The following is a 24,462-nucleotide window of genomic DNA, read 5'->3' as shown; positions in this document are numbered from 1 at the left end:
CGCGGCCGTGTCGCCGCGCTCGCGCGCAGGCCGTCCACGCCGACGTCACAGTAGTTGCCAACCGGGGTGGCGCGCCGCCCACCCGGTGCTCGTTGGGGCCTGTTCCACGCCCGTCCGCACAGACCGTTTCGGCGGTCGAGGGCCGGGGTAGTTCCCGGTCGAACCCGCTGTGCGGAGCGGGCACCGAGGAGGTAAGCGTCATGGCCGAGATCACCCGCCTGCCCAAGCCCGTCTCCGACGAGTGGGCCTGGCAGCTCAACGGCTCCTGCCGCGGCGCGGACAGCATGGTGTTCTTCCACCCCGACGCCGAGCGCGGCCCGGCCAGGCACGCCCGCGAGGAGCGCGCCAAGGCCGTCTGCCGCGCCTGCCCGGTGCTGGCGCAGTGCCGGGAGCACGCGCTGGCGGTGCAGGAGCCCTACGGCATCTGGGGTGCCATGGGCGAGGGCGAGCGGCGCACGCTGATCGCGCAGCGCAGGCGGGCGCTCAGGGTTTCCTGAGCGCGGTGCGGTCCGCCGCACCACCGCTGAAGGCTCCACAGCCGGACGCACCGCAGCTGGACGCACCACCGCGAGGAACTCCACCGCGGTGGTCGACACGTCAGCGGGCGGCACCGTGGCGGTCGGCGCCACGTCGGCGGGCAGCACCTCAGCCCGCCAGGGTGTCCTCGCCGAGAGCGGCGCGCAGCCGCTCCAGCGTCTTGGCCAGCAGCCGCGAGACCTGCATCTGCGAGACCCCCACCCGGCGGGCGATGTCGGCCTGCGACAGGCCGCGGAAGAACCGCAGCACGATGATCTTCTGCTCCCGTTCGGGCAGCTCGGCGATCAGCGGGCCCAGCGCCCTGCGGTTGTCCACCTCGGCGAGCCGGTCGTCCTCGTAGCCGAACCGGTCGCCAGCGGGCTCGGCGAGCCTGGCGTCGAGCGAGGTGCCCTGCTTGGCCGCGCTGGCCACCAGAGCCTCGTACACCTGCTCCTTGGTCAGCCCTAAGTGGTCGGCCAGCTCACTGGGCTTGGGGGCCCGACCGAGTTTCTGGCTCAGCTCGTTGCGCCCCGCGGCCACGGTGACGTGCAGTTCCTTGAGCTGGCGGGGCACCCGCACGGCCCAGCCGGTGTCCCGGAAGTGCCTGCGCAGCTCGCCCATGATGGTGGGGATGGCGAAGGCGTAGAAGTTGCCGCGGTCGGCCTCGAACCGGTCGACCGCCTTGATCAGGCCGATGGTCGCGACCTGCACCAGGTCCTCGAGCTGGTCGCCGCGCCGGTCGAACTTGCGGGCCAGGTTGCGCGCGAGGTCCACGTGGTCGGCGACCAGGTCGCCGCGCAGCGCGGCGCGCTTGGGGTCGTCTGGGTCGAGTTCGGCCAGGGCTCGGAAGCGCTCGACGTTGGCGTCGGTGCCCTTCCCGCCCTTCTCGTCCTCGGCGGGGTGCTCGGCTGGCTCCGGCGCGGCCGGGCCCGGGGTCGTGCTCACCGGGGGTCCACTTCGCCCGGTCCCGGCACGGCCAGCAGCTCGACGGTGACGCGGTGGCCGCCGTCGACGGCCTCGACGGTCTCGGTGACGGTGGCGGCGAGGGCGGTGAGGATCTGCCAGCCCATCGCGTCGCCCGAGGGCGGTTCGCCGTGCTCGGCGTCCACCCGGACCCGTACCCGGATCCCGTGCTCCTCCGGTTCGAACCAGCACAGCAGCGCGCTGTCGGCGGCCGCGGCGCGCACGAGCAGCGAGCAGGCCTCGTCGACGGCCATCCGCAGGTCCTCGATGGCGTCGAGGTCGAAGTCGAGCCGCATCGCGATGTCGGCGGCGAAGGACCGCAGCAGCGGCACCTGCTCGGCGTCCGCCCAGACGCGGACCTCGACGTCACGGACCCCGTTGGTGCGGGCTACCGGGCTGGTCTCGACCTCAGACACGCTTTCCTCCTGCCGTCCTTACGCTGCGGTGGACCGTACCGCGACACGGAAAAATGTGGAGCGGGGTGGGATTCGCACCTCGGTGTCACATCGTGGTGCCGTCGCCACCCCGCCCCACAGCGAGAAGATCGCGGGGCAGGACCCTGGTGGTTGTTACCCGGTCGGGTCCGGGTTCAAACCCGTTACCGGTATGAATTCCTGGTGTACGCGGTGGCGAAGGTCCCCTTGCCCGCGAAGTACTCCGAGACCAGGTGCGCGGGGTCCGTGGCGAGGAACCCGCGGGGGATGTCGCCGCCGTCGTTGCCGTCGTCCCAGCCCCACGGCGCGTTGGCGGCGTTGTCCTTGCCGTTGTCACCGCGGAAGGTGCCGAAAGAGGCGTAGGTCTCGGCGTTGGCGCGGCGGGCCCAGAGGCCGCTACCAGCGAAGACGTCGACCAGTGTGTAGCCGACGAAGTTGTCGGTACCGCCGGCGGGGACCTCCGCGGTGCCGCTCGGGTAGTAGACGACGCCGTCGCTGTCCGGGGCGTGGTCGCCGTTCTTGGCGTAGATGCCGTGGCCCTTGGCCTCTTGGAACGTCGTGGGGTGCGCGGCGCCGTTGTAGGTCTGGAGCTGCACCGGGCCGTCCACGCTCTCGCGACCGCTGGTGTACGGGCTGCCCGCGGGGACGTAGGAGTAGAAGTCGGAGTGCGCGACGGTGACCATGGCCTCGAGCGCGCCGTAGGTGGAGCCGTCCTTGCGCACCGTCAGCAGCACGCCCTCCATGTCGTTCTCGTGCGTGAACAGGCTCAGCGGGTCGGGGAAGTCCTCCCAGTCGCGCGGGTGGTAGAAGGAGTAGGTCACGAACCAGTGGGTGCCGGTCTCGACCACCGAGAAGTAGACGGTGCCGGTGAGGCGGGCCACGGAGTCGTCCTGGGACTCCCAGTTGTTGAGCGTGTTCCACTCGCCGTCGAAGTCGACCTTGGACAGGTAGTCGGCGTCGTAGTCGCTGGAGTCGGTGTCCTGGTAGTGGATCGGCGCCCACCTGCTCGCCAGTGCCGCGTCGGACACGGCGGCGGGAGCGGCCCGAGCGGTCGGGGCCAGCGGGACGAGGGCGAGGGCGGCCAGCGCTGTCGCGGTGGCGAGTGCGGCGGTGACGAGGGAGCGGGCCATCGGCTGGGGTACCTCCGGTGATCGACAACTCGGTCATGAGTTGGACTACCGGAGCTGATCGACATGGTGGTGGCCTTGGCATCAACCGCACACGGCCGGGGCAAGAGCGAACATCGACCGCGGCCCGGACCAGCCGTTGCAGCGGCCGGGGTCGGCAGGGGTTGCCCGCTCAGCGCTCGGGGCGGGGTTCGGTGCTTCCGACCCGGGTCGGCCGCTCCCCCAGCAGCGCGGCCGGGCGGATGGCGGCCGCGCCGAACCGGGTCCGCGCCCTGTCCGCTGCCTGGTCGGCCTCGCGCCAGCCCTGCGCGGGGGCGTCGATGAGCAGTTGCTCGGCGCCGTCGCTGCCCAACTGCTCGACCCGGACGCCGATCAGGCGGACCGCGCCCGGCGGGGTCTGCTCGGCCAGCAACTGGGCCGCGGTGCGGTAGATCTCCTGGGTGACGTCGGTGGCGACCGGCAGCGTCTTGGACCGGCTGATGGTCGTGAAGTCGGCGAACCTGACCTTGATGGCGACCGTGCGCCCGCGCAGGCCGCGCTCGCGCAGGGTGGCGGCGGTGCGCTCGGAGAGCCGCAGGAGTTCGCGGCGCAGCAGGTCGCGGTCGAAGTGGTCGACCTCGAAGGTCTCCTCGGCGCCGATCGACTTCTCGGCGGTGCCCGGGACGACGGCGCGGTCGTCGTGGCCGAGGGCCAGGGCGTGCAGGTGCTCGGCCATCGCGGTGCCCAGCAGCCTGCGCAACCTCGGCAGCGGCGCGGCGGCGACGTCGGCGACCCGCTCCAGGCCGACGTCGACGAGCTTCTCGGCCGTGCGCTTGCCCACACCCCACAGCGCCGACACCGGCAGCGGGTGCAGGAAGGCGGTGACCTCGCCGCGCGGCACGACCAGCATGCCGTCCGGTTTAGCCAGGCCGGAGGCGAGCTTGGCGACGAACTTGGTCGGCCCCACCCCCACCGAGCACACCAGGCCCTGCTCGGCCAGCACCCGGCGGCGGATCTCGGCGCCGACCCCGGCCGGGGTGCTGCGCAGCCTGCGCAACGCGCCCGCCACGTCGAGGAACGCCTCGTCCAGGCTCAGCGGCTCGACCAGCGGGGTGATCTCGCGGAAGATCGCCTGCACCCCGGCCGAGACCTCCTGGTAGAGGCCGAAGGTGGGCGGCAGGTACACCGCCTGCGGGCACAGCCTGCGGGCCTGGCTGGTCGGCATGGCCGAGCGCACCCCGAAACCCCTGGCCAGGTAGTTCGCCGAGGAGACGACGCCGCGGGCGCCGACCCCGCCGACCACCACCGGCCGGTCGGCCAGCTCGGGGCGCTCCCTGATCTCGACCGAGGCGTAGAAGGCGTCCATGTCCACGTGCAGCACCGGGCAGCCGGAGTCGTCCGGCCACCCGTGCGGTCCGGCCTTGTACCGCTCGACGAGCCCCTTGGGCAGGTCCCCGCTGCGCCCCATTGCCCTAGCGAACCACAGCGCACCGACAAGCCGGGCCCACGCCCGCCTGCCCGGTGGTTTCGGTACCGGGACGGGGTCGATCGGGCAGGGTCAGTGCCCGGGCAGGGGCAGCCGGGCTGTTCAGTGCCGGGCGATGGCGTGCAGCCGGGTGGCGATGTCGCGCAGCGGCGGGGTGACGGCGGCGAGCTGCTCCAGCTCGGCCAGCGCCTCGACCGCGGCGGGCGAGGTGTCCAGGACGGCGCCGCCGACCAGGTCGGAGACCACGGACTGGCCCTGCAGCAGTTCCACGGTCAGCCCGGTGGCCGCCAGCAGCTCGCGCAGGCCCTCGGTGTCGAAGCGGCGCAGCAGCGCCTCGCCGGACTGGCCGAGCGCCCCGGTCTCGTGGTCGAGCAGGCGGCGGGCGTCGACGAGCCTGCCGGAGATCGCGCGCTGCAGCACCGTCGCGTACCGGTTGGCCACCAGCACCGACAGCGCCCCACCGGGGGCGACGGTGCCCGCCAGCACGGCGACGGTGATCGCGGGGTCGTCGACGACCTCCAGCAGCCCGTGCGCCAGCACCAGGTCGGCGGACTCGGGTCCGACCAGGTCGCCGAGCGCGTCGCTGTCGCCCTGCACGGCGGTGATGCGATCGGACACACCCGACTCGTGGGCGCGGCGGTGCAGGGTCGCCAGGGCGTTGGGACTGGGCTCGACCACGGTCACCGCGCAGCCCGCGACGGCCAGCGGAACGGCGAAGACCCCGCTGCCGCCCCCGACGTCGAGGACGCGTGGCGCCTCCCCGCCTCGGCGCTCACGCGCGGCGATCAGCTCGGCGTCGAGCACACGGCGGACAACATCGGGTCGCATGGACACGAACTGTAGAGACTCTAAGGTCTAGGTCGTGCAAACGGTGGCAGTGCTCAGCCTCAAGGGTGGCGTGGGGAAGACCACGGTGGCGCTCGGCCTGGCCTCGGCCGCGCTGCGCCGCGGCGCCCGCACGCTGGTGGTCGACCTCGACCCCCAGTGCAACGCCACCTCCACGCTGGACCCCGGCGAGACGGAGGCCACGTTGGCCGACGTGCTGGAGACCCCGCGGCCCGCGGTGCTGCGCGCCGCGATCGCGCCCAGCGCGTGGGGCGAGGAGGTCGACGTGATGGTCGGCTCGGAGGAGTTGGAGTCGCTCAACGACCCCGACCCGGGGATGCGCAGGTTGGAGAAGCTGGGCAGGGCGCTGGCGGAGCTGGGGTCACTGCTGGCCGAGGGTGAGCTGCCGTATCAGCTGGTGCTGTTGGACTGTCCACCGTCGCTGGGTCGGTTGACCCGGTCGGCGCTGGTTGCCGCTGACGGCGCGCTGCTCGTGACCGAGCCCACTATGTACGCGGTGTCGGGCGCACAGCGCGCGTTCGAGGCCGTGGAGGACACCCGGCGCGAGCAGAACCCGAATCTTGTCCCGCTCGGCGTGGTGGTCAACAAGGTGCGCACGCATTCCTACGAGCACCAGTTCCGTATCGCCGAACTGCGCGAGAGCTTCGGTTCACTGGTGATGCCGGTAGCGCTACCGGACCGGTTGGCGGTGCAGCAGGCGCAGGGCGCGTGCACGCCCATCCACCACTGGCACACGCCCGGCGCGCGCGAGGTGGCGCTGGCGTTCAACCTGCTGCTGGCCCGGGTGTTGCGCACCAGCGGCCGGGGTCGCCACCAGGCGATCGCGTGGCCGGACGACGACGACCCGGGCGAATGACCTGATGCCGGAAGGCGACACGATCTACCGCACCGCCGCGATGCTCACCACGGCGCTGGCGGGCCGGGTGCTGACCAAGGGCGAGCTGCGCCACCCTCGGCTGTCCACTGTGGAACTCCAGGGGCGGGCGGTGCTGGGTGCGCGCCCGGTGGGCAAGCACCTGTTCCTCCGGTTCTCGGAGAACCTGAGCTTCCGCAGCCACCTCGCGATGGACGGGATCTGGCAGGTCTCCCCCGTCGGCGCGCGGTGGCGGCGTCCCGAGCACCAGGCCCGCGCGGTGCTGCACACCGAGGACACCCGGGCGATCGGGTTCCTGTTGCAGGAGATGGACCTGGTCGAGACCACCGACGAGGACCGGCTCGTCGAGCACCTCGGCCCCGACCTGCTCGACCCCGGATGGGGTCCGGCGCACGCGGCCGAGGCGGTGGCCAGGCTGACCGCCGACCCGGCCCGCGAGATCGGGCTGGCACTGCTCGACCAGCGGGTGATGGCGGGGGTCGGCAACGTGTTCAAGGCCGAGATCTGCTTCGTGCTCGGGGTGTCCCCGTGGACCCCGGTGTCCGATGTGGACGCCGAGCGGGCGGTCGCGGTGAGCCGGGACCTGCTGGACCGCAACAAGATGACCCACGACCGGTGCACCACCGGGGATCCGCGGCGCGATCGGGGGCTGTGGGTGTACGGGCACCGGACCACGCCGTGCCTGGTGTGCGGCGGGAAGGTGGTCGCGACCACGCAGGGGGCGGGCACCATGGAGCGGGTCGCCTACTACTGCCCGACTTGTCAGCCGGGGCCGGTCGGCTAGCAGAAGATCAGGCCGCACGGTTCGCGTGTCGTCGTGCGGGTGGGACGCGTGGTGGTGGTCGTAGTGACCGGTGGGGCCGTCGTAGTCGACTTCGTTGTCGTAGTGGTGACTTCCGCTGTCGTCGTGGTCGAGGACGAGACCGTTGTTGTTGTCGACTCGGCGGAGGAAGCGGACGACGATGCCGACGTGGATAAGCCCGCCGACGACGACACGGGTAAGACCTCGTGCGAGGTAGGGGTTTGCGGCACGGTCTGCACAGTCCCCGACGCCGGGATCGGCTCCGGCACCGACTCCGCGGCCGGTCGCGCCTTGGGCAGGTCCACCGGCGCCGCGGCGATCCCCTCGTAGAACAGGGCGGCGGCGATGGCGCCCACCACGACCCCCGCGGCGATTCGGCCGGGCTGGTCCTCACGAGCACGCACGGCCGTCCCCTTTGCCGACAGTGAGTGATATTCACACCTCATGCCTTTGTGGTTGGCCACCCTAGCAGCACCCGATCGGGGGTCGGTGGAAAACCGATTGAAGGCCCCGGCGGCAACGCCTACGGTGGTGCTACACGAGAGAGGAGGTGGTCCACCGGTGTATTCCGACAGGACTCGTGAGGTGGCTGTCCGCTAGGACCGCCCAACCAGCAGTACTGGAGCCGGCAGGCGCCCGACGGGGCGCGGTCCGGTGAATATCAGGCAGTCACCCAGCCCTCGGGCACCCGGGACCCAGTCCGCCCCGGGCCTTCCGCGGCCTTGTCGGGAGGAGCGCGCCCGGGGGCTGTCTGCTGCCCAGGTGGTGGGACCGGTTACTCGGCCTCGACCTGTTGCAGTTTGCGCCACGCGAGGCTCGCAGTGCGTTCAGCGGCCTTCGCGTCGCGACGGGCCGATTGCAGCGCTCGGCGAGAATCCAGCTCGGCGTGCTCGGCCTCGTCCAGGGCGGCATTGAGCTGCCGGACCCGTTCCTCGGCCTTCGTCACCGCCTTCTCCGCGCTCGTCACGGCCCGATCGGCCTCGGCGCGCTGTGCCTCGGCGTCCTTCACCGCCGCCTTGGCCTCCGCGAGCGCCTCCCGCGCGGACCGGCGGGCCTGGCGGGCGGGTGCCACCGGCGCCGCGGTCGGCCCGGGGGCCAGGGTCAACCCCGGCCACGTCTGCTCCACCCGCAGGTCGCGCACCGACGCCAACCGCCCGGCCCGCAGCGTCGCGGCCGCGGTCTCGTCCGCGATGGCGGTGGTGAACATCTCTTCCAGCTCGCGGATCGTCGCCTCGCTGAGGTCCCCGCCTGCCGCGTCCACCAGATCGGCGATCAGCCCGGCCCGCCGCTTGGCCAGCTCCCGCAGCCGCGCCCCATCGGCCCCCGCGTGCGCCGCGCGCAGGTCCGACCCCAGCTCGACCAGCGCGTCCACCCGCTCGGGCTCGACGCGCACCAGGCGGTTGACCAGCCAGGCCGAGGTGGTCGGCTTCGGCAGCTTCTCCACCCGGGTGGCCGCCTCCCGGTCCCCGGCCGCGCGCAACCGCTTGGCCAGGTCACGGCGCGCGGGGACGAAGTCCTCCCGCGGCAGGCCGTACAGGTCGTCGACGTCGCTCACCCCGCCATCATGGTCCACCGCCGGGACCGGCCCGTGCCCGACGCCGCAACCCCGCGCCCTCGCCCGGCGGGCGCCGGAGCGGGTGACACGATGGGGCCGTGGCCTACAAGCACCTCGTCCGACGCGCCCTGTTCTCCCTCGGCGGGGGCGACCCCGAGATCGCCCACGAGCGGACCATGGCCGCGTTGAGCAGGCTCGGCCAGGTCCGGCCCGCGGTGCGGGGGCTGCGCGCGCTGTTCGGCGCCAAGGTCGACACGACCGTGTTCGGGGTGCGGTTCCCCGGTCTGGTGGGGCTCGCGGCGGGGATGGACAAGGACGGCCGCGCGCTGCGGGCCTGGCCCGCGATGGGCTTCGGGCACGTGGAGGTCGGCACCGTCACCCGGCACGCCCAGCCGGGCAACCCCAGGCCCCGGCTGTTCCGCCTGCGCGAGAGCGAGGCGATCATCAACCGGATGGGCTTCAACAACGCCGGGGCCGACGCCCTGGCCGCGCGGCTGGCCGCGCTGGGCCCGGTCGGGGTGCCGCTGGGCATCAGCATCGGCAAGTCGAAGGTCACCCCCGTGGAGGAGGCGGTCGAGGACTACCGCCACTCGCTGCGGGCGCTCTACCCGCACGGGGACTACTTCGCGGTCAACGTCAGCTCCCCCAACACCCCCGGCCTGCGCGGCTTGCAGGACCGGGCAGCGCTCGACGCGCTGGTCGGCGAGCTGCGCCGGGAGGCGGACCGGCTGGCGGGTGGCGAGCGGGTCAAGCCGCTGCTGGTGAAGATCGCGCCGGACCTCACCGACCACGCGATCGGCGAGGTGCTGCAGGTCTGCGCGGACCACCGGGTGGCAGGCGTGATCGCGACCAACACGACACTGGGCCGCGACGGCCTCACGCCCGCGGAGGCGCCGACCGGGGCGGAGGCGGGCGGGCTCAGCGGCAGGCCGCTGGCCGAGCGGTCCCGGCAGGTGGTGGCGCTGGTGGCCCGCGAGACCGGCGGTGCGCTGCCGATCATCGGGGTCGGCGGGGTGTTCGACACCGACGCCGCCACCAGGATGCTCGACGCCGGGGCGAGCCTGGTGCAGCTCTACACCGGGTTCGTCTTCGAGGGCCCGTCGCTGGTGCGGCGGATCAACCGCGCTGTCGAGTCCCGTTGACCTCGCCGCGGCCGCGGTTGGCCAGCCAGCGCAGCAGCGGGTAGCCGCAGACGACGGCGACCGCGCCCCAGGCGATGCCGCCGAACACCGCGTCGCCGAGGCGGACCTTCAGGTCGCCCGCGCCCGCCACGACGGCCACCGCGACCACGGTCAGGTTCACCGGGTCGGCGAAGTCGACCCGGTCGTCGAGCCAGATCCGCACGCCGACCAGCGCGATCATCCCGTAGAGCAGGATGGTGGCGCCGCCGAGGACGCCATCGGGGATGGTGTTGACCAGGGCGCCGAACTTCGGGCTCATCGACAGCAGGATGGCGGTCAGCCCGGCCACCCCGTAGGCGGCGGTCGAGTAGACCCTGGTCGCGGCCATGACGCCGATGTTCTCGGCGTAGGTTGTGGTGCCGGAGCCGCCGCCGGACCCGGCGAGGACGGTGGCCAGGCCATCGGCGATGAGCGAGTCGCCGACCGAGCCGTCCAGGTCGCGCCCGGTGACCGCGGCGACCGCCTTCACGTGGCCGACGTTCTCCGCGACCAGCACGATCACCACCGGGATGACCAGCAGGATCACCGATGGCTGGATCTGCGGGGCGGTGAACTGCGGCGGCCCGAACCAGGCCGCGTCGGCCAGCGCGTCGAGCCTGACCTTGGGCAGGCCGCCGGTGAGCGCGGCGAACACCCAGCCGACGAGCACGCCGACCAGCACCGACATCCGCGACAGCAGGCCCTTGGCGATCACCGCGCAGCCCAGGATGACGCCCAGGGTGATCACCGCGATGACCGGCTGCGCGCCGAACGACCTGGTCGCCGCGGGCGCCAGGTTCAGCCCGACCAGCACGATCACCGCGCCGGTGACCACCGGCGGCATGATCGACTCCAGCAGCCGGACGCCGAGCGCCTTGACCGCCACCCCGACGCCGACCAGCAGCAGGCCCGCCACCAGCACCCCGCCCAGCTGCGCGGCCATCCCGTGGTGCTGGGCGGCGGCGAGCGGGCCGATGAAGGCGAACGACGAGCCGAGGTAGGCCGGTACCCGGTTGCGGGTGATCAGCAGGAACAGCAGGGTGCCGACCCCGGAGAAGAGCAGGGTGGTGGTGACCGGGAAACCGGTGACGCTGGGCACCAGCACGGTCGCGCTGAACATGGCCGCCACGTGCTGCACGCCGAGCCCGACCGTCAGCGGCCAGCTGAGCCGCTCGTCCGGGGCCACGACGGCGCCGTCACGGACACGGCGGCCGTCGCCGTGCACCGACCACAACGCCAAGGCCGCCTCCGCCCCGCCGAACCCGCCCCCCGAACTCCTGCCGTGCATGGTGCCACAGCACGTAGTCGGCGAGTCGATACGACACCGTGATATTCACACTGATGCCCTAGCGGATTGCGACGACCTGGGAATTCGGTGACCGACGGTCAAGGCGGGTCAGCAGGGCATCCAGGACAGCACGAGCGCGTACGGGTCGGCCGTCCCACCCCACCCGGTCCCGATCCGGTCGACCGCCTCGTCCAGCAACCGCCCCGCGTGCCCCCGGTCCACCCCGAGCCCGTCGACGATCGCCCAGAACCCGGTCTCGTAGTCGGCCATCCTGGTGACCTCGGCGGTCACGGCCCGGCGCATCCCGGTGGTGTCCATCGATCGCTCCCTCCAGCCACGGCACAGGTTCGACGTGGGTGACACGCGCCAACCCCGCCCCCATGATGCGTCCGACCGGGTGAGGACGATCACGCATCTGGTGACCGACCGTGTCCCTCCGCGCGGGTGCGCGCCCGGGCAGAGCACCCGCCGACACGGAGCAGTGCCATCAACCACGGCCCCCCGGCCGGACTCAGCCGAGGGAGAGTTCGCGCAGGGCGCAGGCGAGGGCGGCGAGGCGGTCGGTGGCGTCGGTGAGGTCGTGGCGGGGGGTGGCCACGGAGCTGGCGGCGAGGGCTCGGGCGGCGGCGGCCACGAGGGCGCCGTAGCCGTCGAGGCCCTGGTCGAGTTGGGCGCGCAGGGCGCGGATGCTCTCGGTGAGGTGGCCGCGGTCCAGGGGCGGGGCGTGTTCGCGGGCGCGTTCGACGACCTGGACGCGGGCGGCGACCGCGCGCAGGGCGGAGGCGGCCTCGGCGCCGGTGGTCCTGGCCTCGGTGACGGCGTCCGGGGGGACGAGGGCGCCCGCGCCGAGCTGGGTGAGCAGTTCGCGCAGGGTGTCCTCGGCCTCGCCGAGCCTGGCGATCGGTTCCCTGGCCTGGGAGCCGCGCGCGGGCAGCACGACCGGGGCGGGTGGGGCATCCGGCAACGGCTGCTTGTGCAGCCGCCAGGCGCGGAACCCGGTGGACACGGCGGCGACGCCGGAGACCACGGCCGCGCCGATCAGGGCCGGGACGGCGATGCCGGGCGCGGCGGAGGCAGTCTCCACGACCACCGCGCCGGTGCCGGTGGTGAGGCCGGTGGCGGTCCACAGCCGGGCCCGGCGCACCGCCCGGCGGCGCTGGCGCAGGGCCTTGGCCCTGGGGTCGCGCCACCCGGCGATCGCCTCGCGGACCTGCTGGGGTACCGGGCCGCGCAGCTGCTCGACCAGCTCACCACCCAGCTTGATCAGCTCGTTCCGGCGCGGCCGCATGGGTCGGCGCGCGTCAGGAGCCGGCCTGCGGGTTGGCCTTCTGCTCCTGGGCCACCCGCTGCTGGATCTCGGCCTGGATGTTGGACGGCGTGGCGGCCGGGTTCGCGCCGCTGGTGACCTGGCCCGCGACCGAGCCGCCCGCCATCGAGGCGCGGATCTGCTCGAGCCGGGACTGGCCCGCCAGCTCGGTGGTGGAGACCTGGACCTCCATCATCCGGCCCTGCACCGAGTTCTGCGCCAGCTCGGCGGCACCGAGCGCGGTGGTGTAGCGCTTCTCGATCTTGTCCCGGACCTCTTCGAGGGACGGGGTGTTGCCGGGCGCGGCCAGCTCGCTCATCTGGTTGAGCGAGCGCGAGACCTGCTCCTGCATCTTGGCCTGCTCGAGCTGGCTGAGCAGCTTGGTGCGCTCGGCGAGCTTGTTCTGCAGCACCATGGCGTTGCGCTCGACGGCCTGCTTGGCCTGCCCGGCGGCCTGCAGCGCCTGGTCGTGCAGCGTCTTGAGGTCCTCGATGCCCTGCTCGGCGGTCACCAGCTGGGTGGCGAAGCCCTGGGCGGCGTTCTCGAACTGCGTCGCCTTCTGCTCGTCGCCCTTGGAGCGCGCCTCGTCGGCGAGCACCAGCGCCTGGCGGGCCGAGGCCTGCAGCTTCTCCACGTCGCCGAGCTGGCGGTTGAGCTTCATCTCCAGCTGGCGCTGGTTGCCGATCACCGCGGCCGCCTGCTGCGAGAGCGCCTGGTGCTGGCGCTGCGCCTCCTCGATGGCCTGCTGGATCTGCACCTTGGGATCGGCGTGCTCATCGATCTTCGACGAGAACGACGCCATGAGGTACTTCCAGAACTTCACGAACGGGTTGGCCATCGTCGTCCTCCGCCTGCCTTCATCCCTGCCGGACCCGCCGGTCACCCCCGCGCCGACACCGTGGCAACGGACCGGCACCGATTGTGGTTCCTCCGGCGCCACCGGAGGCGGGTCCCATCTGTGGGTTCCATCGTGTCAGGTGCGTGCGGGCGGTTCCACCGGACCCACGAGAAATCAGGGTTCACCCATAGATCTCCCCTGAGGAAGCGGACCGCCCTTCGGGGTATCCCCGGACCCCGGTCCCACCGGCGGACACGCGCGCGGGCCCGGCTCCCCCTGGGAACCGGGCCCGCGCGGTAGGTCTCAGCCGACCCGGCTCAGGCGGCGAACACCGCCCCGGCGCGGGCCTTGCTGGTCAGCGGCGGGTCGATGCGGTGGCTGAGCACCGGCTGGATCCGCAGGTCGGCGAGGTTCTCGCCGATCACCGCGGGCAGCAGCCTGCCGCCCTCCACCGCGACCCGCTGGCCGCCGTCCGGTTCCAGCGCGTCGATGGCCTCGATCTTGTCCACCGGCTCGACGCCGACCCGCTCCGGCAGGCCGCGCTCGACCGAGGTCAGCGCCCCCATGTCGGAGGCCACCTTGTGCAGCAGCTCCGAGAGCGGCAGCTCGAGCGCGTCGCAGATCGCGGCCAGCAGCTCGCTGGAGGCCTCCTTGCGCCCGCGCTCGACCTCGGAGAGGTACCCGAGGCTGACCCGCGCCGAGCGGGACACCTCGCGCAGCGTGCGCCGCTGGTTGGTGCGGGCGTGTCGGAGCCGATCACCGATCGCCTCGCGCAACAGCACGGTCATCGCGCACCTCCCTTCCTCGACGGGGCCCGGTCCGCGCACCGCACCCGCCCTGGGGCAGGAGCCGGAGCGGAACGGCGCGGGGCCGTCACACCGACAACGTTACCCACGGCGGCTGACCGAGCGCAGCGACTTCCCGGGTAGTCCGCCAAGAGCGAACGACCGCGCCGACCCCGGTGTTCCCGGTGTCCGCACGGCGGGGCGCCCGGTGGCGCGCACTGACCGTGACCCTGGGTTCACCCCGGAAGGGTACCGAGGTCCGCCCCGATCAGCGCGAGGGCGCCCGCCACCGCGGCCGCGCGGACCGCTTCCCGGTCGCCCGCGGCGGTGATCACCTCGTGCCGGGTGCCCCTCGGGCCGACCAGGGCCAGGTGGACGGTCCCCGGGGCGACGCCGTCCTGCGGGTCCGGTCCGGCCACGCCGGTGAGCCCGACGCCGATGTCCGCCCCGCAGCGCTGCCGCGCCCCGGCCGCGAGCTGCACGGCGACCTCCGGGTCGACGGCGCCGCGCTCGGCGAGCAGAACCGGGTCGACGCAGGCGAGGGTCGCCTTGAGGTCTGTGGCGTACACCACCAGCCCGCCGCGCACGACCGCGCTGGAACCGGGCACGGTGGTCAACGCCGCGGTGAGCAGGCCCGCGGTGAGCGACTCGGCGGTGGCGATGGTCTCCCCCGCGGCCCGCAGCGCGGCCACGACCCGCTCCGGGGTCACTGGGCGATCGCGCGCAGGCCCACGGCGCGCAGCCGGACGGCGCGGATGACGTAGTCGACGCCGGTGACCACGGTCAGCACGACGGCCAGGTACATCGACGCCCAGGGCACCAGGGCGAGCCAGCTGGGCAGCGGGAGCAGGAACGCGCCGAGGGCGAAGATCTGGGTGAGGGTCTTGAGCTTGCCGCCGCGGCTGGCCGGGATCACGCCGTGGCGGATCACCCAGAACCGCAGCAGCGTCACGGCGACCTCGCGGAAGGCGATGACCAGGGTGATCCACCAGGGCAGCTCGCCGAGCAGGCTGAGCCCGACCAGGGCGGCGCCGGTGAGCGCCTTGTCCGCGATCGGGTCGACGATCTTGCCGAAGTCGGTGATCAGCCCGTGCTTGCGGGCCAGCATGCCGTCCACGTGGTCGGTGATCGAGGCGAGCGCGAACACCGCGAAGGCCACCAGCCGCCACGTGGTGTCGGTGCCGTCCTCGGTGAACAGCGCCATCAGGAACACCGGGACCAGCACCAGCCTGGTCATCGTGAGCAGGTTGGCGACGTTGAGCAGCGGGACCACGGTCGGCTCCGGCAGGACCGCGACGGTCTCCGGGGTCACCGCGACCACCGGGGGGACGCCGATCACCGCCTCGGGGGTGGCGGGCAGCATCACCTCGGCGCGGTCCTCACCGTCGACGGTGTCCCCGCCGGTCGCCGCGGAGCTCATTGCGGCTCCGGGTTGGCGCGCGGGACGACCTCGATGGCCTCCACGATGAGGTCGACGCCCTCGGTGTCGACGACGCGGGCGCGCACGAGGTCGCCCGCGGTGTACTTCTCCCCGTCGAGCACGACGCACTCGCCGTCGACCTCGGGTGCCTGGTGCGCGGCGCGGCCGACGCAGTCCTCGTCGTCGGTCTCCTCGCGCTCGACCAGCACGAGCACCTCGGTGCCGATCCGGTCCTCGGCGCGCTGGGTGGTGAGCTCCTCGGCGAGCGCGGAGATCCGGGCGACCCTGGCGGCGATGGTGTCGGCGTCGAGCTTGCCGTCGAGGCCCTCGGCCTCGGTGCCGTCCTCGTCGGAGTAGCCGAACACGCCGACCGCGTCCAGCCTGGCCTCGGTGAGGAACCGGGCGAGCTCGTCGACGTCGGCCTCGGTCTCGCCGGGGAAGCCGACGATGACGTTGCTGCGGATGCCCGCCTCGGGGGCGAGCGCGCGGATCTGCTCGACCAGGCCGAGGAAGGACTCGGTGTTGCCGAAGCGGCGCATCCGGCGCAGGACGGGCTCGCTGGAGTGTTGGAAGGACATGTCGAAGTAGTCCGCGACGCCCTGGGTGGTGGCGATGGCGCGCACCAGGTTCGGCCGGGTCTCAGCGGGCTGCAGGTAGGACACTCGGACGCGGTCTATACCGGGTATGGCGGCGAGGCGGGTCAACACGGCCTCAAGGGCACCCTGGCCCGCGTGCTCACGGCCGAGGTCCTTGCCGTAAGAGGTGGAGTTCTCGCTGACGAGCACGACCTCGCGTACCCCCTGACGCGCCAGCCACACACCCTCGGCGACGATCTCGTCCGGCAGGCGGGAGACGAAGGACCCGCGGAAGGACGGGATCGCGCAGAACGAGCAGCGGCGGTCGCAGCCGGAGGCGATCTTGAGGGAGGCCACCGGGCCGTCGTCGAGGCGCTTGCGGGCCACCGTCGGACCCCAGGCGTGCCCGGGGACGGTGACGTCGGTGGCCTGCCGGTCGACCGGCGAGATCGGCAGCAGCGTGCGCCGGTCCACCGGCACGTGCGAGGCGATGGCGTGCCCGGCGACCACGTCGCCGAGGCGCTCGGCCAGGTCGGGGTAGTGGTCGAAGCCGAGCACCGCGGCGGCCTCGGGCAGGCTGTCGGCCAGCTCCGTGCCGTACCGCTCCGCCATGCACCCCACGGCGACGACCTTGGCCCCGGTGTCGGCGGCGGCCAGCAGCGTGTCGACCGAGTCCTTCTTCGCCGACTCGACGAACCCGCAGGTGTTCACCACGATGACGTCCGGCGTCGCCTCGGCGTCGACCAGCTCCCAGCCACCCCCGGACAGCCGCCCCGCCAGCTCCTCGGAGTCGACCTCGTTGCGGGCACAACCGAGGGTGAGCATGGCGACACGACGCGGCGTGGTGGGAGAGGACACGGGCCAAGGGTAACCGCCCGGTGTCCACGGGTTGGACCCGAGCGTGGACCAGGATGGACCCATGGTGACCGAGCACGACGTCCGCCGGTCGGCACTGGCCCTCCCGGCGACGACCGAGAAACCGTCCTACGGCACCCCGGGCTTCCGGGTGCGCGACAAGCTCTTCGCCCGCTTGCGCGACCCCGAGACCCTGGTGGTGTTCGTGGCCGACGTGTCGGAGAAGCAAGCCCTGATCGAGAGCGCCCCGGACCGCTACTTCACGACCCCGCACTACGACGGGTACGCCTCGGTCCTGGTCCACCTGTCGGAGATCGACGAGGACGAGCTCGCCGACGTCCTGCTGGAGTCCTGGCGGGTCCGAGCCCCCGCCCGCCTGGTCGCGGAGTTCGACGCCGAGCCCTGATGTTCACCCGGTCCGGGGATCGACGTGGCAGCCGGGCCGTCAGAGGCGTTCGAAGATGGCGGCCAGGCCCTGGCCGCCGCCGATGCACATGGTCTCCAGGGCGTAGGTGGCGTCCTGGCGGTGCAGTTGGTGGAGCAGGGTGGCGAGGACCCTGGCCCCGGTGGCGCCCAGGGGGTGGCCCAGGGAGATGCCGCTGCCGTTGACGTTGGTGCGGTCCCAGTCCCCGTCGGTGAAGCCCCACTCGCGGGTGACGGCGATGACCTGGGCGGCGAAGGCCTCGTTGAGCTCGATCAGGTCGATGTCGGCGAGGGTGAGGCCCGCCCGCGACAACGCCCGCGCGGTGGCGGGGACGGGGCCGAGGCCCATCCGGGTGGGGTCGACGCCCGCGCTGGACCAGGTGACGAGGCGGGCCAGGGGGCGCAGGCCGAGCTCGGCGGCCTTCTCCGGGGTGGTGACCAGGCAGGCGGCGGCGCCGTCGTTCTGGCCGCTGGCGTTGCCCGCGGTGACGGTGGCGTCGGGGTCCTGGCGGCGCAGGATGGGCTTGAGGCGGCCGAGGGAGTCCAGGCTCGCGTCCGGGCGGGGGTGTTCGTCGCGGTCGACCTCGCCGATGGGGACGATCTCGTCGGCGAAGCGGCCCGCGGCGATGGCGTCGACGGCGCGCTGGTGCGAGCGCAGCGACAGCTCGTCCTGCTCGGCGCGGCTGATGCCGTAGTCGCGGCGCAGGTTCTCCGCGGTCTCGACCATCCCCCCGGGCACGGGGTGGTTCACGCCGCCCGCGGTGACCCTGGCGCGCGCGAGCCGGTCGTGCAGCTCCACGCCGCCGCCCTTGACGCCCCAGCGCATCGCCGACGAGTAGAACTCGACCTGGCTCATGTTCTCCGCGCCGCCCGCGATCACCACGTCGTTGACGCCGGTCTGCACCCGCATCGCCGCGTCCAGCACCGCCTGCAACCCGGAGCCGCACCGCCGGTCGACCTGGGTGCCGGGCACCGACACCGGCAGCCCGGCGTCGAGGGCGGCGACCCGGCCCAGCGCGGGCGCGTCACCGTTCGGGTGGCACTGTCCGAGCACGACGTCCTCGACCAGCGCCGGGTCGATCCCGGTGCGCCGCACCAGTTCCGCGACGACCGCCGCGGCCAGCGACGCGACGCCGACCTCGGCCAGCACCCCGCCGAAGCGGCCGACCGGGGTGCGGAGGGGCTCGCAGATGACTGCCTGGCGCATGGGGCTCCTCGGGTCTCAGCGGGTGGACGGGCCGCGTGTCGATTCTGCCCGTGCCGGGGCGGGCCCGGCGCGGGGACTAGGTTGATCGGTTGTGAAACCCCTGGTTCGGCGGGCCCGGGTGACCGACGTCCGCGCCATGAAGGCCGTGATCGACACCTACGTCGGCAAGGTCCTGCTGGCCAAGCCGCTGGTGACGCTGTACGAGGACATCCAGGAGTTCTGGGTGGCCGAGGTGGACGGCGAGCTGGTCGGCTGCGGCGCGCTGCACGTGCTGTGGGAGGACATCGCCGAGATCCGCACCATCGCGGTGGCCCCGAGCGCGCGCGGCAAGGGAGTCGGGCACGTGCTGGCGCGGCAGCTCGTCGACGTGGCCAGGGACCTGGGCCTCGGCCGGATCTTCGTGCTGACCTTCGAGACCGGGTTCTTCGCCAAGCACGGGTTCGTCGCCATCGACGGCACGCCGGTGAGCCCCGAGGTGTACGCGGAGATGCGCCGGTCGATGGACGAGGGCGTCGCGGAGTTCCTGGACCTGGAGTACGTGAAGCCCAACACGTTGGGCAACACGAGGATGTTGCTCAAGCTCTGATTCTTCGAGTGTTCACTAGAACAGTCTTGACTCGCATCCCGCGGGGCCAGCATGATCGGTACTCGTGGGACGGGAAGCCGCGCTGACCGTCGAACAGCTCGCCGCCGAGGCGGGGCTGCCGACGAGCACGATCCGCATGTACCAGACCAAGGGCCTGCTGCACCCACCGCGGCGGCGGGGCCGGACGGCCCGCTACGACGGCACGCACGTCGAGCGGCTGGGGCTGGTGCACCGGTTGCAGCAGCGGGGCTTCTCGCTGCCCGCGATCGCCGAGCTCATCGCCGCGCGAGACCTGGGGGCTCGCGTCGGCGATGTGCTCGGCCTCGACGGCGCGGGCGGTCCGGACGACTGGGTCCCGGTCCGGGTGTCCGCGCTGCGCGCCGCCATCCCCCCCGGGGACCTGCGCCCCTCGCTGATGTTGCGCGCGGTCCGGCTCGACCTGGTGCGCTGGCGGCGCGGCCGCCCCTACACGCGGCGCTGGGTGATGGACGCGGGCCTGCGGATGGCCAGGCTGCGCGTCCCGTCGAGCGAGGTCCTCAGCGCGTTCGAGCGGTTGCGGTCGACGACCACGACCATCGCGGGTGACTTCACCGCGCTGTTCGAGCAGCACCTGTGGCCCGCGCTGGCCGACCAGGCCGGGCACGACGACCAGCTGGACCGGGTCAGGTCCATGCTGCTGGAGCTGACCGAGACCGCGCAGGCCGTGGTGGCCGGTGCGCTGCGGGACGCGATCAGGGACGCGGCGGACGGGTTCGCCACCCGGCACCACCTGCTGCCCGACCACGGCAGGGCGGCGTGGGTCGACCACGCGCCGCCGGTGCTCGCCGAGCGGCTGTCCGACGCGCACCGCGACGAGGTCCCCGGCGAGGACGAGATCCAGCGCTACTTCGACAGCCCGGACGGCGACGACCAGCCCGAGACGACCACAGTGGATAGTCCACAGGGGTGACGCGCGGCCGCCTCAGGGGTGCGCCGGGGTTGACGAGAACCGTTGCCGCGCAAGGAAACCGCGGGTCTGCCCGCCGGTAACCGAGAGTTCGGTCCGGATAGCCCGAACGGTGGTGCCGCCGGCGGGGGCGGTCGGTGCGTAATTGACCAACCGACCGCGCTCCCCCTGCGCGCCTTCCGCGAGGAGTTCCCCGTGAGCAGCCCGACCACGACCCTGCGCCGCGCCGCCCGCGGCGTCGTCACCACGATCGCCGTCAGCGCCGCGCTCGTCACCGGGGCGGGGGTCGCCGCCGCGGACCTGAGCCCCGCGCAACTGCGGTCGACCACCGACTCCTACCTGTTCTCGCAGAGCCTCACCCAGTTCCAGACCACACGGGCCAACCGCCCGTACGCCACCCAGCTGGACTGGTCGACCGACGGCTGCTCGAACTCCCCCGACAACCCGTTCGGCTTCAACTTCGTCAAGGCCTGCTACCGGCACGACTTCGGCTACCGCAACTACAAGAAGCAGGGCCGGTTCACCGAGACCACGCGGCTCTCGATCGACAACAACTTCAAGACCGACCTCTACACGATCTGCGCGGGCAACTGGTCGTGCAACCGGACCGCGGACGTCTACTACGCGGCGGTGCGCCAGTTCGGCAACAGCTGAGCGGCCCGACCACCGGCCGGGCCGCCCGCGCCTCACACCTTGTGCACCACGAGCGTGGCGACCACGCCGGGCACGTCGAGCTTGACGAGGCTGACCTTGTAGCCGCCCGCCTCGGCCGTCATCGGGAACTGCTTGTTGGTGTGCACCTGGACCGCCGACCCCGCCAGGGTCAGCTCCAGGGTGGCGTCACCCTCCCAGACGCAGGCCTGCCCGGGCTTGCACCGGCTGTCCTGGGAGACCTCGCGGAAGGCGACCAGCACGTCCGAGTTCGACAGCACGGTCGACTTGCCGCGCTCGATGTCGAACTCCTGGTCCAGCGGCGGACCGGTCTGCACGGTCGGCTGCGGCGTGCCGGGGCCGGGACCGCTGCCGCCGGGGGTCGCCCCGCCGTCCGCCTTGGCGCACGCGGTCATCGCGACCAGCACGCCCGCGGCTACCAGTAACTTGGTGATCACACTCATCTTCATCGCCACTCCTCACCCTCGCCCACTGGACGGTACGGGCGAGGGTGGGGGTTGCACGTGGCGGGAGATCAGCCGCCGTACGGCTGCTGCGGGTAACCGCCCTGCTGGGGGTAACCCTGCTGCTGCGGGTAACCGCCTTGCTGGGGGTAGCCGCCCTGCTGCGGGTAACCCTGCTGCTGCTGCGGGTAGCCGCCCTGCTGGGGGTAACCCTGCTGCTGGGGGTAACCGGGCTGCTGGTAGCCCTGCTGCGGGTAACCGCCGCCGTAGCCGCCACCGCGGTTGGCCATCGCCTGCGGGTCGGCGACCGGGCCGAGGTAGCGGGCGCTGCCGAAGGCGAGGATGGGCATCGCGATGAAGCTGAAGAAGAACAGCAGGGCCGCGAAGCCGCCGCTCTTGCCGAAGGCCTTGGCCAGATCGATGAACACGATGATGACGATCACGATGTTGACGATCGGGATCAGGAACAGCAGCAGCCACCAGCCGGGCCGCCCGACCACCTTGAGCAGCACGTAGGTGTTGTAGATCGGGACGATGGCCGCCCAGCCGGGCTGTCCCGCCTTGGTGAACACCTTCCACAGGGAGATGATCCCGATCAGGGCGATCGCCAGGACGACGACGAGGTACCCGACGATGAAGCCCGTCGGCACCGACGTGTCATAAGTGGTGTAGTCGTACTGCACGCTGCTGGGTCCTCCCTCGAGCGCGCCCAGGTGCGGGCGCGCGCCATCATCCCGCCGGTACCTTGGCCGACCTGGGGGTCCGCCGTGGCGCTACGCGCGGGTCGTTAGCGGTTCGAGACCAAAGGGACCTCGGTCCGAGTCATTCGTCGTCCTCGGTTCCCGAATCGGCCGCCGGGCCGCCACGGATCGTCCACAGGACGTTCTCCAGCTCGTCCGGCTTGATCAGCACGTCGCGGGCCTTCGAGCCCTCCGAGGGGCCGACCACCCCGCGCGACTCCAGCAGGTCCATTAGCCGCCCGGCCTTGGCGAAGCCGACCCGCAGCTTGCGCTGCAACATGGAGGTCGAGCCGAACTGGGAGGTGACGATCAGCTCGGTGGCCTGCACCAGCAGTTCCAGGTCGTCGCCGATGTCCGGGTCGATCTCGCGCGCCTCGCCCGCCTTGGCCGCGGTGACCCCGGCGGTGTAGTCGGGCTGCGCCTGCTCCTTGGTGAACGCCACGATGTCGGCGATCTCCTCGTCGCTGACGTAGGCGCCCTGCACCCGGACCGGCTTCGCCGCGCCCATCGGCAGGTACAGGCCGTCGCCCATGCCGATCAGCTTCTCCGCGCCCGGCTGGTCCAGGATGACCCGGGAGTCGGTCAGCGACGAGGTGGCGAACGCCAGCCGGGACGGCACGTTGGTCTTGATCAGGCCGGTCACCACGTCCACCGAGGGCCGCTGGGTGGCCAGCACCAGGTGGATGCCCGCGGCGCGCGCCTTCTGGGTGATCCGCACGATGGCGTCCTCGACGTCGCGCGGCGCGGTCATCATGAGGTCGGCGAGCTCGTCGACGATGGCCAGGATGTAGGGGTACGGCCGGTACTCGCGCTCGCTGCCCGGCGGGGCGCTGATCTCGCCGGACTTGACCTTCTTGTTGAAGTCGTCGATGTGGCGCACCCGGTTGGCCTGCATGTCCTGGTAGCGCTGCTCCATCTCCTCCACCAGCCAGGTCAGCGCGGCGGCCGCCTTCTTCGGCTGGGTGATGATGGGGGTGATCAGGTGCGGGATGCCCTCGTACGGGGTCAGCTCGACCATCTTCGGGTCGATCAGGATCATCCTGACCTCGTCCGGGGTGGCCCTGGCCAGCAGCGACACCAGCATCGAGTTGACGAAGCTGGACTTGCCGGAGCCGGTGGAGCCCGCGCACAGCAGGTGCGGCATCTTGGCCAGGTTCGCGGTGATCATGTGGCCCTCGATGTCCTTGCCGAGGCCGACCACCATGGGGTGGCTGTCCTTGAGCGCGGTCGAGGAGCGCAGCACGTCGCCGAGGCGGACCATCTCGCGGTCGCTGTTGGGCACCTCGATGCCCACCGCGGACTTGCCGGGGATCGGCGCGAGCAGCCGCACGTTGTCGGTGGCCACCGCGTAGGCGATGTTCTTGGTCAGCGCGGTGATCTTCTCGACCTTCACCCCCGGACCGAGCTCGACCTCGTAGCGGGTGACGGTCGGGCCGCGGGTGAAGCCGGTGACCTGGGCGTCGATGGAGAACTGGTCGAGCACCCCGGAGATGGCCTCGATCATCGTGTCGTTGGCCTTACTGCGCGCCTTGGGGGCGTCACCGGCGACCAGCAGGTCCGGGCGGGGCAGCGTGTAGTCGCCGTCGACGACCCTGGTGACGGTGATGGCGTCGGCGGCGGGCTTGGGCTCGGAGACCTGCGGGGTCTCCTTGACCTCGACCGGGCGCTTGCGGGGCGCCTTGGTCGGCGCGGGCTCGTCGAGCGGCAGCGGCGGCTGGTCGGCGGCGTCCTCGTCGGCCTGGGCGGCCTTGCGCCGGGGCGCCTTGCGCGGCTTGAGCGGCGGCTCGGCGGTCAGGTCGGGCTCGTCGGCGAACAGGTCGGCGGCGTCGCCGGTCTCCTCCGGGTCGCGGCCCAGGTCGCGGATGCGGGCCGGGACGTCGCGGATGCGGGTGCCGGTGAACACCAGCACGCCGAAGCCGAGCAGCAGGAACAGCACCGGCACCGCGACCCAGGCGGTGACGCCCTTGGCGAGCAGCCCGCCGGAGAGGTAGCCGAGCGCGCCACCGGCGTACATCCGGCCGTCGTTGTCGGCGGGCAGCCCCGCGAAGATGTGCAGCACGCCGAGCAGGGCGAGCACGACCAGCAGCGTGCCGACGGTGTAGCGGGGCCGCTTCTCCGGCTGCGGGTCGGTCCGCATGAGGGCGACCCCGAGCACGAACAGCGCCAGCGGCATCCCCACGGTCATCGCACCCAGCACGGTCCGGACGCCGTCCTCGAGGTACCCCCCGACCTTGCCGACCTGCCACCACACGGCGGCCCCCAGGATCACCCCGAGCGCCACCAACGCGAAACCCACACCATCCCGCCGGTGCGCGGGGTCGAGCTCCTTGGTCCGCCCGATGGCCCGGACAACCGAGCCGACCCCCTTGGCCACCAACCCCCACGCCGCCGCGAGCACACCCTTGCTGGGCGGCGGCGCCTGCTTCCGCGCCGAGGCCCGCCTGGCAGGCGCGCGCGAACCCGCGGGCTTGCGCGCCCCACCCCTGCCCCCACCCTTCGCTGTCGTCGTCCGGCTCGCCATGAGATCACACGGTAGTGGGCGAGCCGCCCCAGCCAGCGCTGCCACACCGGCCGGCTCGCCACAGATGCTCGCACCAATCAACGGGCGAACCACCCCAGCCAGCGCTGCCACACCG

General features: G+C 72.6%; 27 protein-coding genes and 2 pseudogenes. 9 read left to right on the top strand and 20 right to left on the bottom strand.

Going from position 1 to position 24,462, the window contains the following annotated elements:
• Positions 1 to 200 precede the first annotated feature (200 nt).
• Positions 201 to 497 (top strand): WhiB family transcriptional regulator, encoded by a 297-nt coding sequence (locus BMY07_RS15590; protein ID WP_092778800.1) that lies wholly within the window; start codon positions 201 to 203, stop codon positions 495 to 497.
• A 148-nt stretch (positions 498 to 645) separates the two neighbouring features.
• On the opposite strand, the gene BMY07_RS15585 is transcribed toward BMY07_RS15590, so the two are convergent.
• From BMY07_RS15585 to BMY07_RS15565, 5 genes are all read right to left on the bottom strand, one after another.
• Positions 646 to 1,461, bottom strand: coding sequence for a SigB/SigF/SigG family RNA polymerase sigma factor (locus BMY07_RS15585; RefSeq protein ID WP_245782405.1), 816 nt, complete (start codon positions 1,459 to 1,461; stop codon positions 646 to 648).
• Positions 1,458 to 1,895: an ATP-binding protein gene (locus BMY07_RS15580; RefSeq protein ID WP_092778798.1), complete on the bottom strand. Its 438-nt coding sequence runs from the start codon at positions 1,893 to 1,895 to the stop codon at positions 1,458 to 1,460. Before BMY07_RS15580 ends, BMY07_RS15585 begins: the two co-directional genes overlap by 4 nt.
• 182 nt (positions 1,896 to 2,077) lie before the next feature.
• Positions 2,078 to 3,043: a hypothetical protein gene (locus tag BMY07_RS15575; RefSeq protein ID WP_092778797.1), complete on the bottom strand. Its 966-nt coding sequence runs from the start codon at positions 3,041 to 3,043 to the stop codon at positions 2,078 to 2,080.
• 169 nt (positions 3,044 to 3,212) lie between these two features.
• Positions 3,213 to 4,487 carry a DNA polymerase IV gene (locus tag BMY07_RS15570; protein WP_092778795.1) on the bottom strand — a complete coding sequence of 425 codons (1,275 nt, stop codon included), beginning with the start codon at positions 4,485 to 4,487 and terminating at the stop codon, positions 3,213 to 3,215.
• 120 nt (positions 4,488 to 4,607) lie between these two features.
• Entirely contained in the window at positions 4,608 to 5,333 is a 726-nt protein-coding gene (locus BMY07_RS15565) for a class I SAM-dependent methyltransferase (protein ID WP_092778794.1), read from the bottom strand.
• 34 nt (positions 5,334 to 5,367) lie between these two features.
• On the opposite strand from BMY07_RS15565, the gene BMY07_RS15560 reads away from it, so the two are divergent.
• Genes BMY07_RS15560 through BMY07_RS33730 form a run of 3 tightly spaced genes read left to right on the top strand, consistent with a single transcriptional unit; the run spans position 5,368 to position 7,357 of the window.
• Positions 5,368 to 6,207 carry a ParA family protein gene (locus tag BMY07_RS15560; protein ID WP_092778793.1) on the top strand — a complete coding sequence of 280 codons (840 nt, stop codon included), beginning with the start codon at positions 5,368 to 5,370 and terminating at the stop codon, positions 6,205 to 6,207.
• A 4-nt stretch (positions 6,208 to 6,211) separates the two neighbouring features.
• Complete coding sequence (locus BMY07_RS15555; RefSeq protein ID WP_143073506.1) at positions 6,212 to 7,009, top strand: DNA-formamidopyrimidine glycosylase family protein; 798 nt, start codon at positions 6,212 to 6,214, stop codon at positions 7,007 to 7,009.
• A 33-nt stretch (positions 7,010 to 7,042) separates the two neighbouring features.
• A complete protein-coding gene (locus BMY07_RS33730) occupies positions 7,043 to 7,357 on the top strand; it encodes a hypothetical protein (RefSeq protein WP_143073505.1) in 315 nt (104 codons plus the stop codon).
• A gap of 445 nt (positions 7,358 to 7,802) precedes the next feature.
• Here the strand turns inward: BMY07_RS33730 and BMY07_RS15550 are convergent, their stop codons facing one another.
• The gene (locus BMY07_RS15550; RefSeq protein ID WP_092778792.1) at positions 7,803 to 8,582 is read right to left on the bottom strand and encodes a hypothetical protein; all 780 of its coding nucleotides are present in this window, start codon (positions 8,580 to 8,582) and stop codon (positions 7,803 to 7,805) included.
• 98 nt (positions 8,583 to 8,680) lie between these two features.
• Between BMY07_RS15550 and BMY07_RS15545 the strand changes: the two genes are divergently transcribed.
• Positions 8,681 to 9,724: a quinone-dependent dihydroorotate dehydrogenase gene (locus BMY07_RS15545; RefSeq protein WP_092778791.1), complete on the top strand. Its 1,044-nt coding sequence runs from the start codon at positions 8,681 to 8,683 to the stop codon at positions 9,722 to 9,724.
• On the opposite strand, the gene BMY07_RS15540 is transcribed toward BMY07_RS15545, so the two are convergent.
• The 8 genes from BMY07_RS15540 to rimO form a co-directional block, all read right to left on the bottom strand.
• Positions 9,699 to 11,030, bottom strand: coding sequence for a uracil-xanthine permease family protein (locus tag BMY07_RS15540; protein ID WP_177215594.1), 1,332 nt, complete (start codon positions 11,028 to 11,030; stop codon positions 9,699 to 9,701). The genes BMY07_RS15545 and BMY07_RS15540 overlap by 26 nt on opposite strands.
• Before the next feature lie 108 nt (positions 11,031 to 11,138).
• A complete protein-coding gene (locus BMY07_RS15535) occupies positions 11,139 to 11,348 on the bottom strand; it encodes a hypothetical protein (RefSeq protein ID WP_092778780.1) in 210 nt (69 codons plus the stop codon).
• 193 nt (positions 11,349 to 11,541) lie between these two features.
• The gene (pspM, locus tag BMY07_RS34350) at positions 11,542 to 12,318 is read right to left on the bottom strand and encodes a phage shock envelope stress response protein PspM (protein WP_092778779.1); all 777 of its coding nucleotides are present in this window, start codon (positions 12,316 to 12,318) and stop codon (positions 11,542 to 11,544) included.
• A gap of 13 nt (positions 12,319 to 12,331) precedes the next feature.
• Positions 12,332 to 13,174: a PspA/IM30 family protein gene (locus tag BMY07_RS15525; protein ID WP_092778778.1), complete on the bottom strand. Its 843-nt coding sequence runs from the start codon at positions 13,172 to 13,174 to the stop codon at positions 12,332 to 12,334.
• 317 nt (positions 13,175 to 13,491) lie between these two features.
• Positions 13,492 to 13,962 carry a helix-turn-helix domain-containing protein gene (locus BMY07_RS15520; protein ID WP_092778777.1) on the bottom strand — a complete coding sequence of 157 codons (471 nt, stop codon included), beginning with the start codon at positions 13,960 to 13,962 and terminating at the stop codon, positions 13,492 to 13,494.
• Between the two features lie 233 nt (positions 13,963 to 14,195).
• Complete coding sequence (locus BMY07_RS15515) at positions 14,196 to 14,669, bottom strand: CinA family protein (protein WP_092778776.1); 474 nt, start codon at positions 14,667 to 14,669, stop codon at positions 14,196 to 14,198.
• Positions 14,666 to 15,322: a CDP-diacylglycerol--glycerol-3-phosphate 3-phosphatidyltransferase gene (gene pgsA, locus BMY07_RS15510; RefSeq protein ID WP_092779138.1), complete on the bottom strand. Its 657-nt coding sequence runs from the start codon at positions 15,320 to 15,322 to the stop codon at positions 14,666 to 14,668. The genes BMY07_RS15515 and pgsA overlap by 4 nt, the downstream gene beginning before the upstream one ends.
• Before the next feature lie 53 nt (positions 15,323 to 15,375).
• Entirely contained in the window at positions 15,376 to 16,779 is a 1,404-nt protein-coding gene (gene rimO, locus BMY07_RS15505; RefSeq protein WP_177215606.1) for a 30S ribosomal protein S12 methylthiotransferase RimO, read from the bottom strand.
• Between the two features lie 94 nt (positions 16,780 to 16,873).
• Between rimO and BMY07_RS15500 the strand changes: the two genes are divergently transcribed.
• Entirely contained in the window at positions 16,874 to 17,215 is a 342-nt protein-coding gene (locus BMY07_RS15500; RefSeq protein ID WP_092778773.1) for an MmcQ/YjbR family DNA-binding protein, read from the top strand.
• A gap of 39 nt (positions 17,216 to 17,254) precedes the next feature.
• Here the strand turns inward: BMY07_RS15500 and BMY07_RS15495 are convergent, their stop codons facing one another.
• Positions 17,255 to 18,439 carry an acetyl-CoA C-acetyltransferase gene (locus tag BMY07_RS15495; protein WP_092778765.1) on the bottom strand — a complete coding sequence of 395 codons (1,185 nt, stop codon included), beginning with the start codon at positions 18,437 to 18,439 and terminating at the stop codon, positions 17,255 to 17,257.
• Between the two features lie 91 nt (positions 18,440 to 18,530).
• Between BMY07_RS15495 and BMY07_RS15490 the strand changes: the two genes are divergently transcribed.
• From BMY07_RS15490 to BMY07_RS15480, 3 genes are all read left to right on the top strand, one after another.
• Positions 18,531 to 19,025, top strand: coding sequence for an amino-acid N-acetyltransferase (locus BMY07_RS15490; protein WP_092778764.1), 495 nt, complete (start codon positions 18,531 to 18,533; stop codon positions 19,023 to 19,025).
• Between the two features lie 64 nt (positions 19,026 to 19,089).
• The gene (locus BMY07_RS15485; RefSeq protein WP_092778763.1) at positions 19,090 to 19,974 is read left to right on the top strand and encodes a MerR family transcriptional regulator; all 885 of its coding nucleotides are present in this window, start codon (positions 19,090 to 19,092) and stop codon (positions 19,972 to 19,974) included.
• Between the two features lie 192 nt (positions 19,975 to 20,166).
• Positions 20,167 to 20,625, top strand: a complete 459-nt coding sequence (locus BMY07_RS15480; RefSeq protein ID WP_245782404.1) for a phospholipase — start codon at positions 20,167 to 20,169, stop codon at positions 20,623 to 20,625.
• A gap of 32 nt (positions 20,626 to 20,657) precedes the next feature.
• On the opposite strand, the gene BMY07_RS15475 is transcribed toward BMY07_RS15480, so the two are convergent.
• The 5 genes and pseudogenes from BMY07_RS15475 to BMY07_RS36210 form a co-directional block, all read right to left on the bottom strand.
• Entirely contained in the window at positions 20,658 to 21,092 is a 435-nt protein-coding gene (locus BMY07_RS15475; RefSeq protein WP_092778762.1) for a hypothetical protein, read from the bottom strand.
• Positions 21,093 to 21,157: 65 nt separating this feature from the next.
• Positions 21,158 to 21,769: a DUF5684 domain-containing protein gene (locus BMY07_RS34980; RefSeq protein WP_218150672.1), complete on the bottom strand. Its 612-nt coding sequence runs from the start codon at positions 21,767 to 21,769 to the stop codon at positions 21,158 to 21,160.
• A gap of 139 nt (positions 21,770 to 21,908) precedes the next feature.
• The gene (locus BMY07_RS36220) at positions 21,909 to 22,334 is read right to left on the bottom strand and encodes a DNA translocase FtsK (protein ID WP_425426306.1); all 426 of its coding nucleotides are present in this window, start codon (positions 22,332 to 22,334) and stop codon (positions 21,909 to 21,911) included.
• A 153-nt stretch (positions 22,335 to 22,487) separates the two neighbouring features.
• Positions 22,488 to 23,336: pseudogene (locus BMY07_RS36215) on the bottom strand (DNA translocase FtsK); the annotation flags it as partial.
• 375 nt (positions 23,337 to 23,711) lie between these two features.
• Positions 23,712 to 24,347 (bottom strand): annotated as a pseudogene (locus BMY07_RS36210) (DNA translocase FtsK 4TM domain-containing protein); the annotation flags it as partial.
• Positions 24,348 to 24,462: the final 115 nt, after the last annotated feature.

The sequence above is a fragment of the Actinokineospora terrae genome (assembly GCF_900111175.1).
Lineage (GTDB): Bacteria > Actinomycetota > Actinomycetes > Mycobacteriales > Pseudonocardiaceae > Actinokineospora > Actinokineospora terrae.
The sequence above is the reverse complement of the archived record's forward strand: the minus strand, read 5'-3'. Positions and strand labels throughout refer to the sequence as shown.

Excerpts from the sequence above, each read along its gene's own strand:
- BMY07_RS15590 (WP_092778800.1), top strand. The coding sequence starts at position 201 with ATGGCCGAGATCACCCGCCTGCCCAAGCCCGTCTCCGACGAGTGGGCC.
- BMY07_RS15575 (WP_092778797.1), bottom strand. The coding sequence starts at position 3,043 with ATGGCCCGCTCCCTCGTCACCGCCGCACTCGCCACCGCGACAGCGCTG.
- BMY07_RS15570 (WP_092778795.1), bottom strand. The coding sequence starts at position 4,487 with ATGGGGCGCAGCGGGGACCTGCCCAAGGGGCTCGTCGAGCGGTACAAG.
- BMY07_RS15565 (WP_092778794.1), bottom strand. The coding sequence starts at position 5,333 with ATGCGACCCGATGTTGTCCGCCGTGTGCTCGACGCCGAGCTGATCGCC.
- BMY07_RS15555 (WP_143073506.1), top strand. The coding sequence starts at position 6,212 with ATGCCGGAAGGCGACACGATCTACCGCACCGCCGCGATGCTCACCACG.
- BMY07_RS15540 (WP_177215594.1), bottom strand. The coding sequence starts at position 11,030 with ATGCACGGCAGGAGTTCGGGGGGCGGGTTCGGCGGGGCGGAGGCGGCC.
- BMY07_RS15535 (WP_092778780.1), bottom strand. The coding sequence starts at position 11,348 with ATGGACACCACCGGGATGCGCCGGGCCGTGACCGCCGAGGTCACCAGG.
- pspM (WP_092778779.1), bottom strand. The coding sequence starts at position 12,318 with ATGCGGCCGCGCCGGAACGAGCTGATCAAGCTGGGTGGTGAGCTGGTC.
- BMY07_RS15525 (WP_092778778.1), bottom strand. The coding sequence starts at position 13,174 with ATGGCCAACCCGTTCGTGAAGTTCTGGAAGTACCTCATGGCGTCGTTC.
- BMY07_RS15520 (WP_092778777.1), bottom strand. The coding sequence starts at position 13,962 with ATGACCGTGCTGTTGCGCGAGGCGATCGGTGATCGGCTCCGACACGCC.
- pgsA (WP_092779138.1), bottom strand. The coding sequence starts at position 15,322 with ATGCTGCCCGCCACCCCCGAGGCGGTGATCGGCGTCCCCCCGGTGGTC.
- rimO (WP_177215606.1), bottom strand. The coding sequence starts at position 16,779 with ATGCTCACCCTCGGTTGTGCCCGCAACGAGGTCGACTCCGAGGAGCTG.
- BMY07_RS15500 (WP_092778773.1), top strand. The coding sequence starts at position 16,874 with ATGGTGACCGAGCACGACGTCCGCCGGTCGGCACTGGCCCTCCCGGCG.
- BMY07_RS15495 (WP_092778765.1), bottom strand. The coding sequence starts at position 18,439 with ATGCGCCAGGCAGTCATCTGCGAGCCCCTCCGCACCCCGGTCGGCCGC.
- BMY07_RS15475 (WP_092778762.1), bottom strand. The coding sequence starts at position 21,092 with ATGAAGATGAGTGTGATCACCAAGTTACTGGTAGCCGCGGGCGTGCTG.
- BMY07_RS36220 (WP_425426306.1), bottom strand. The coding sequence starts at position 22,334 with ATGGGCGCGGCGAAGCCGGTCCGGGTGCAGGGCGCCTACGTCAGCGAC.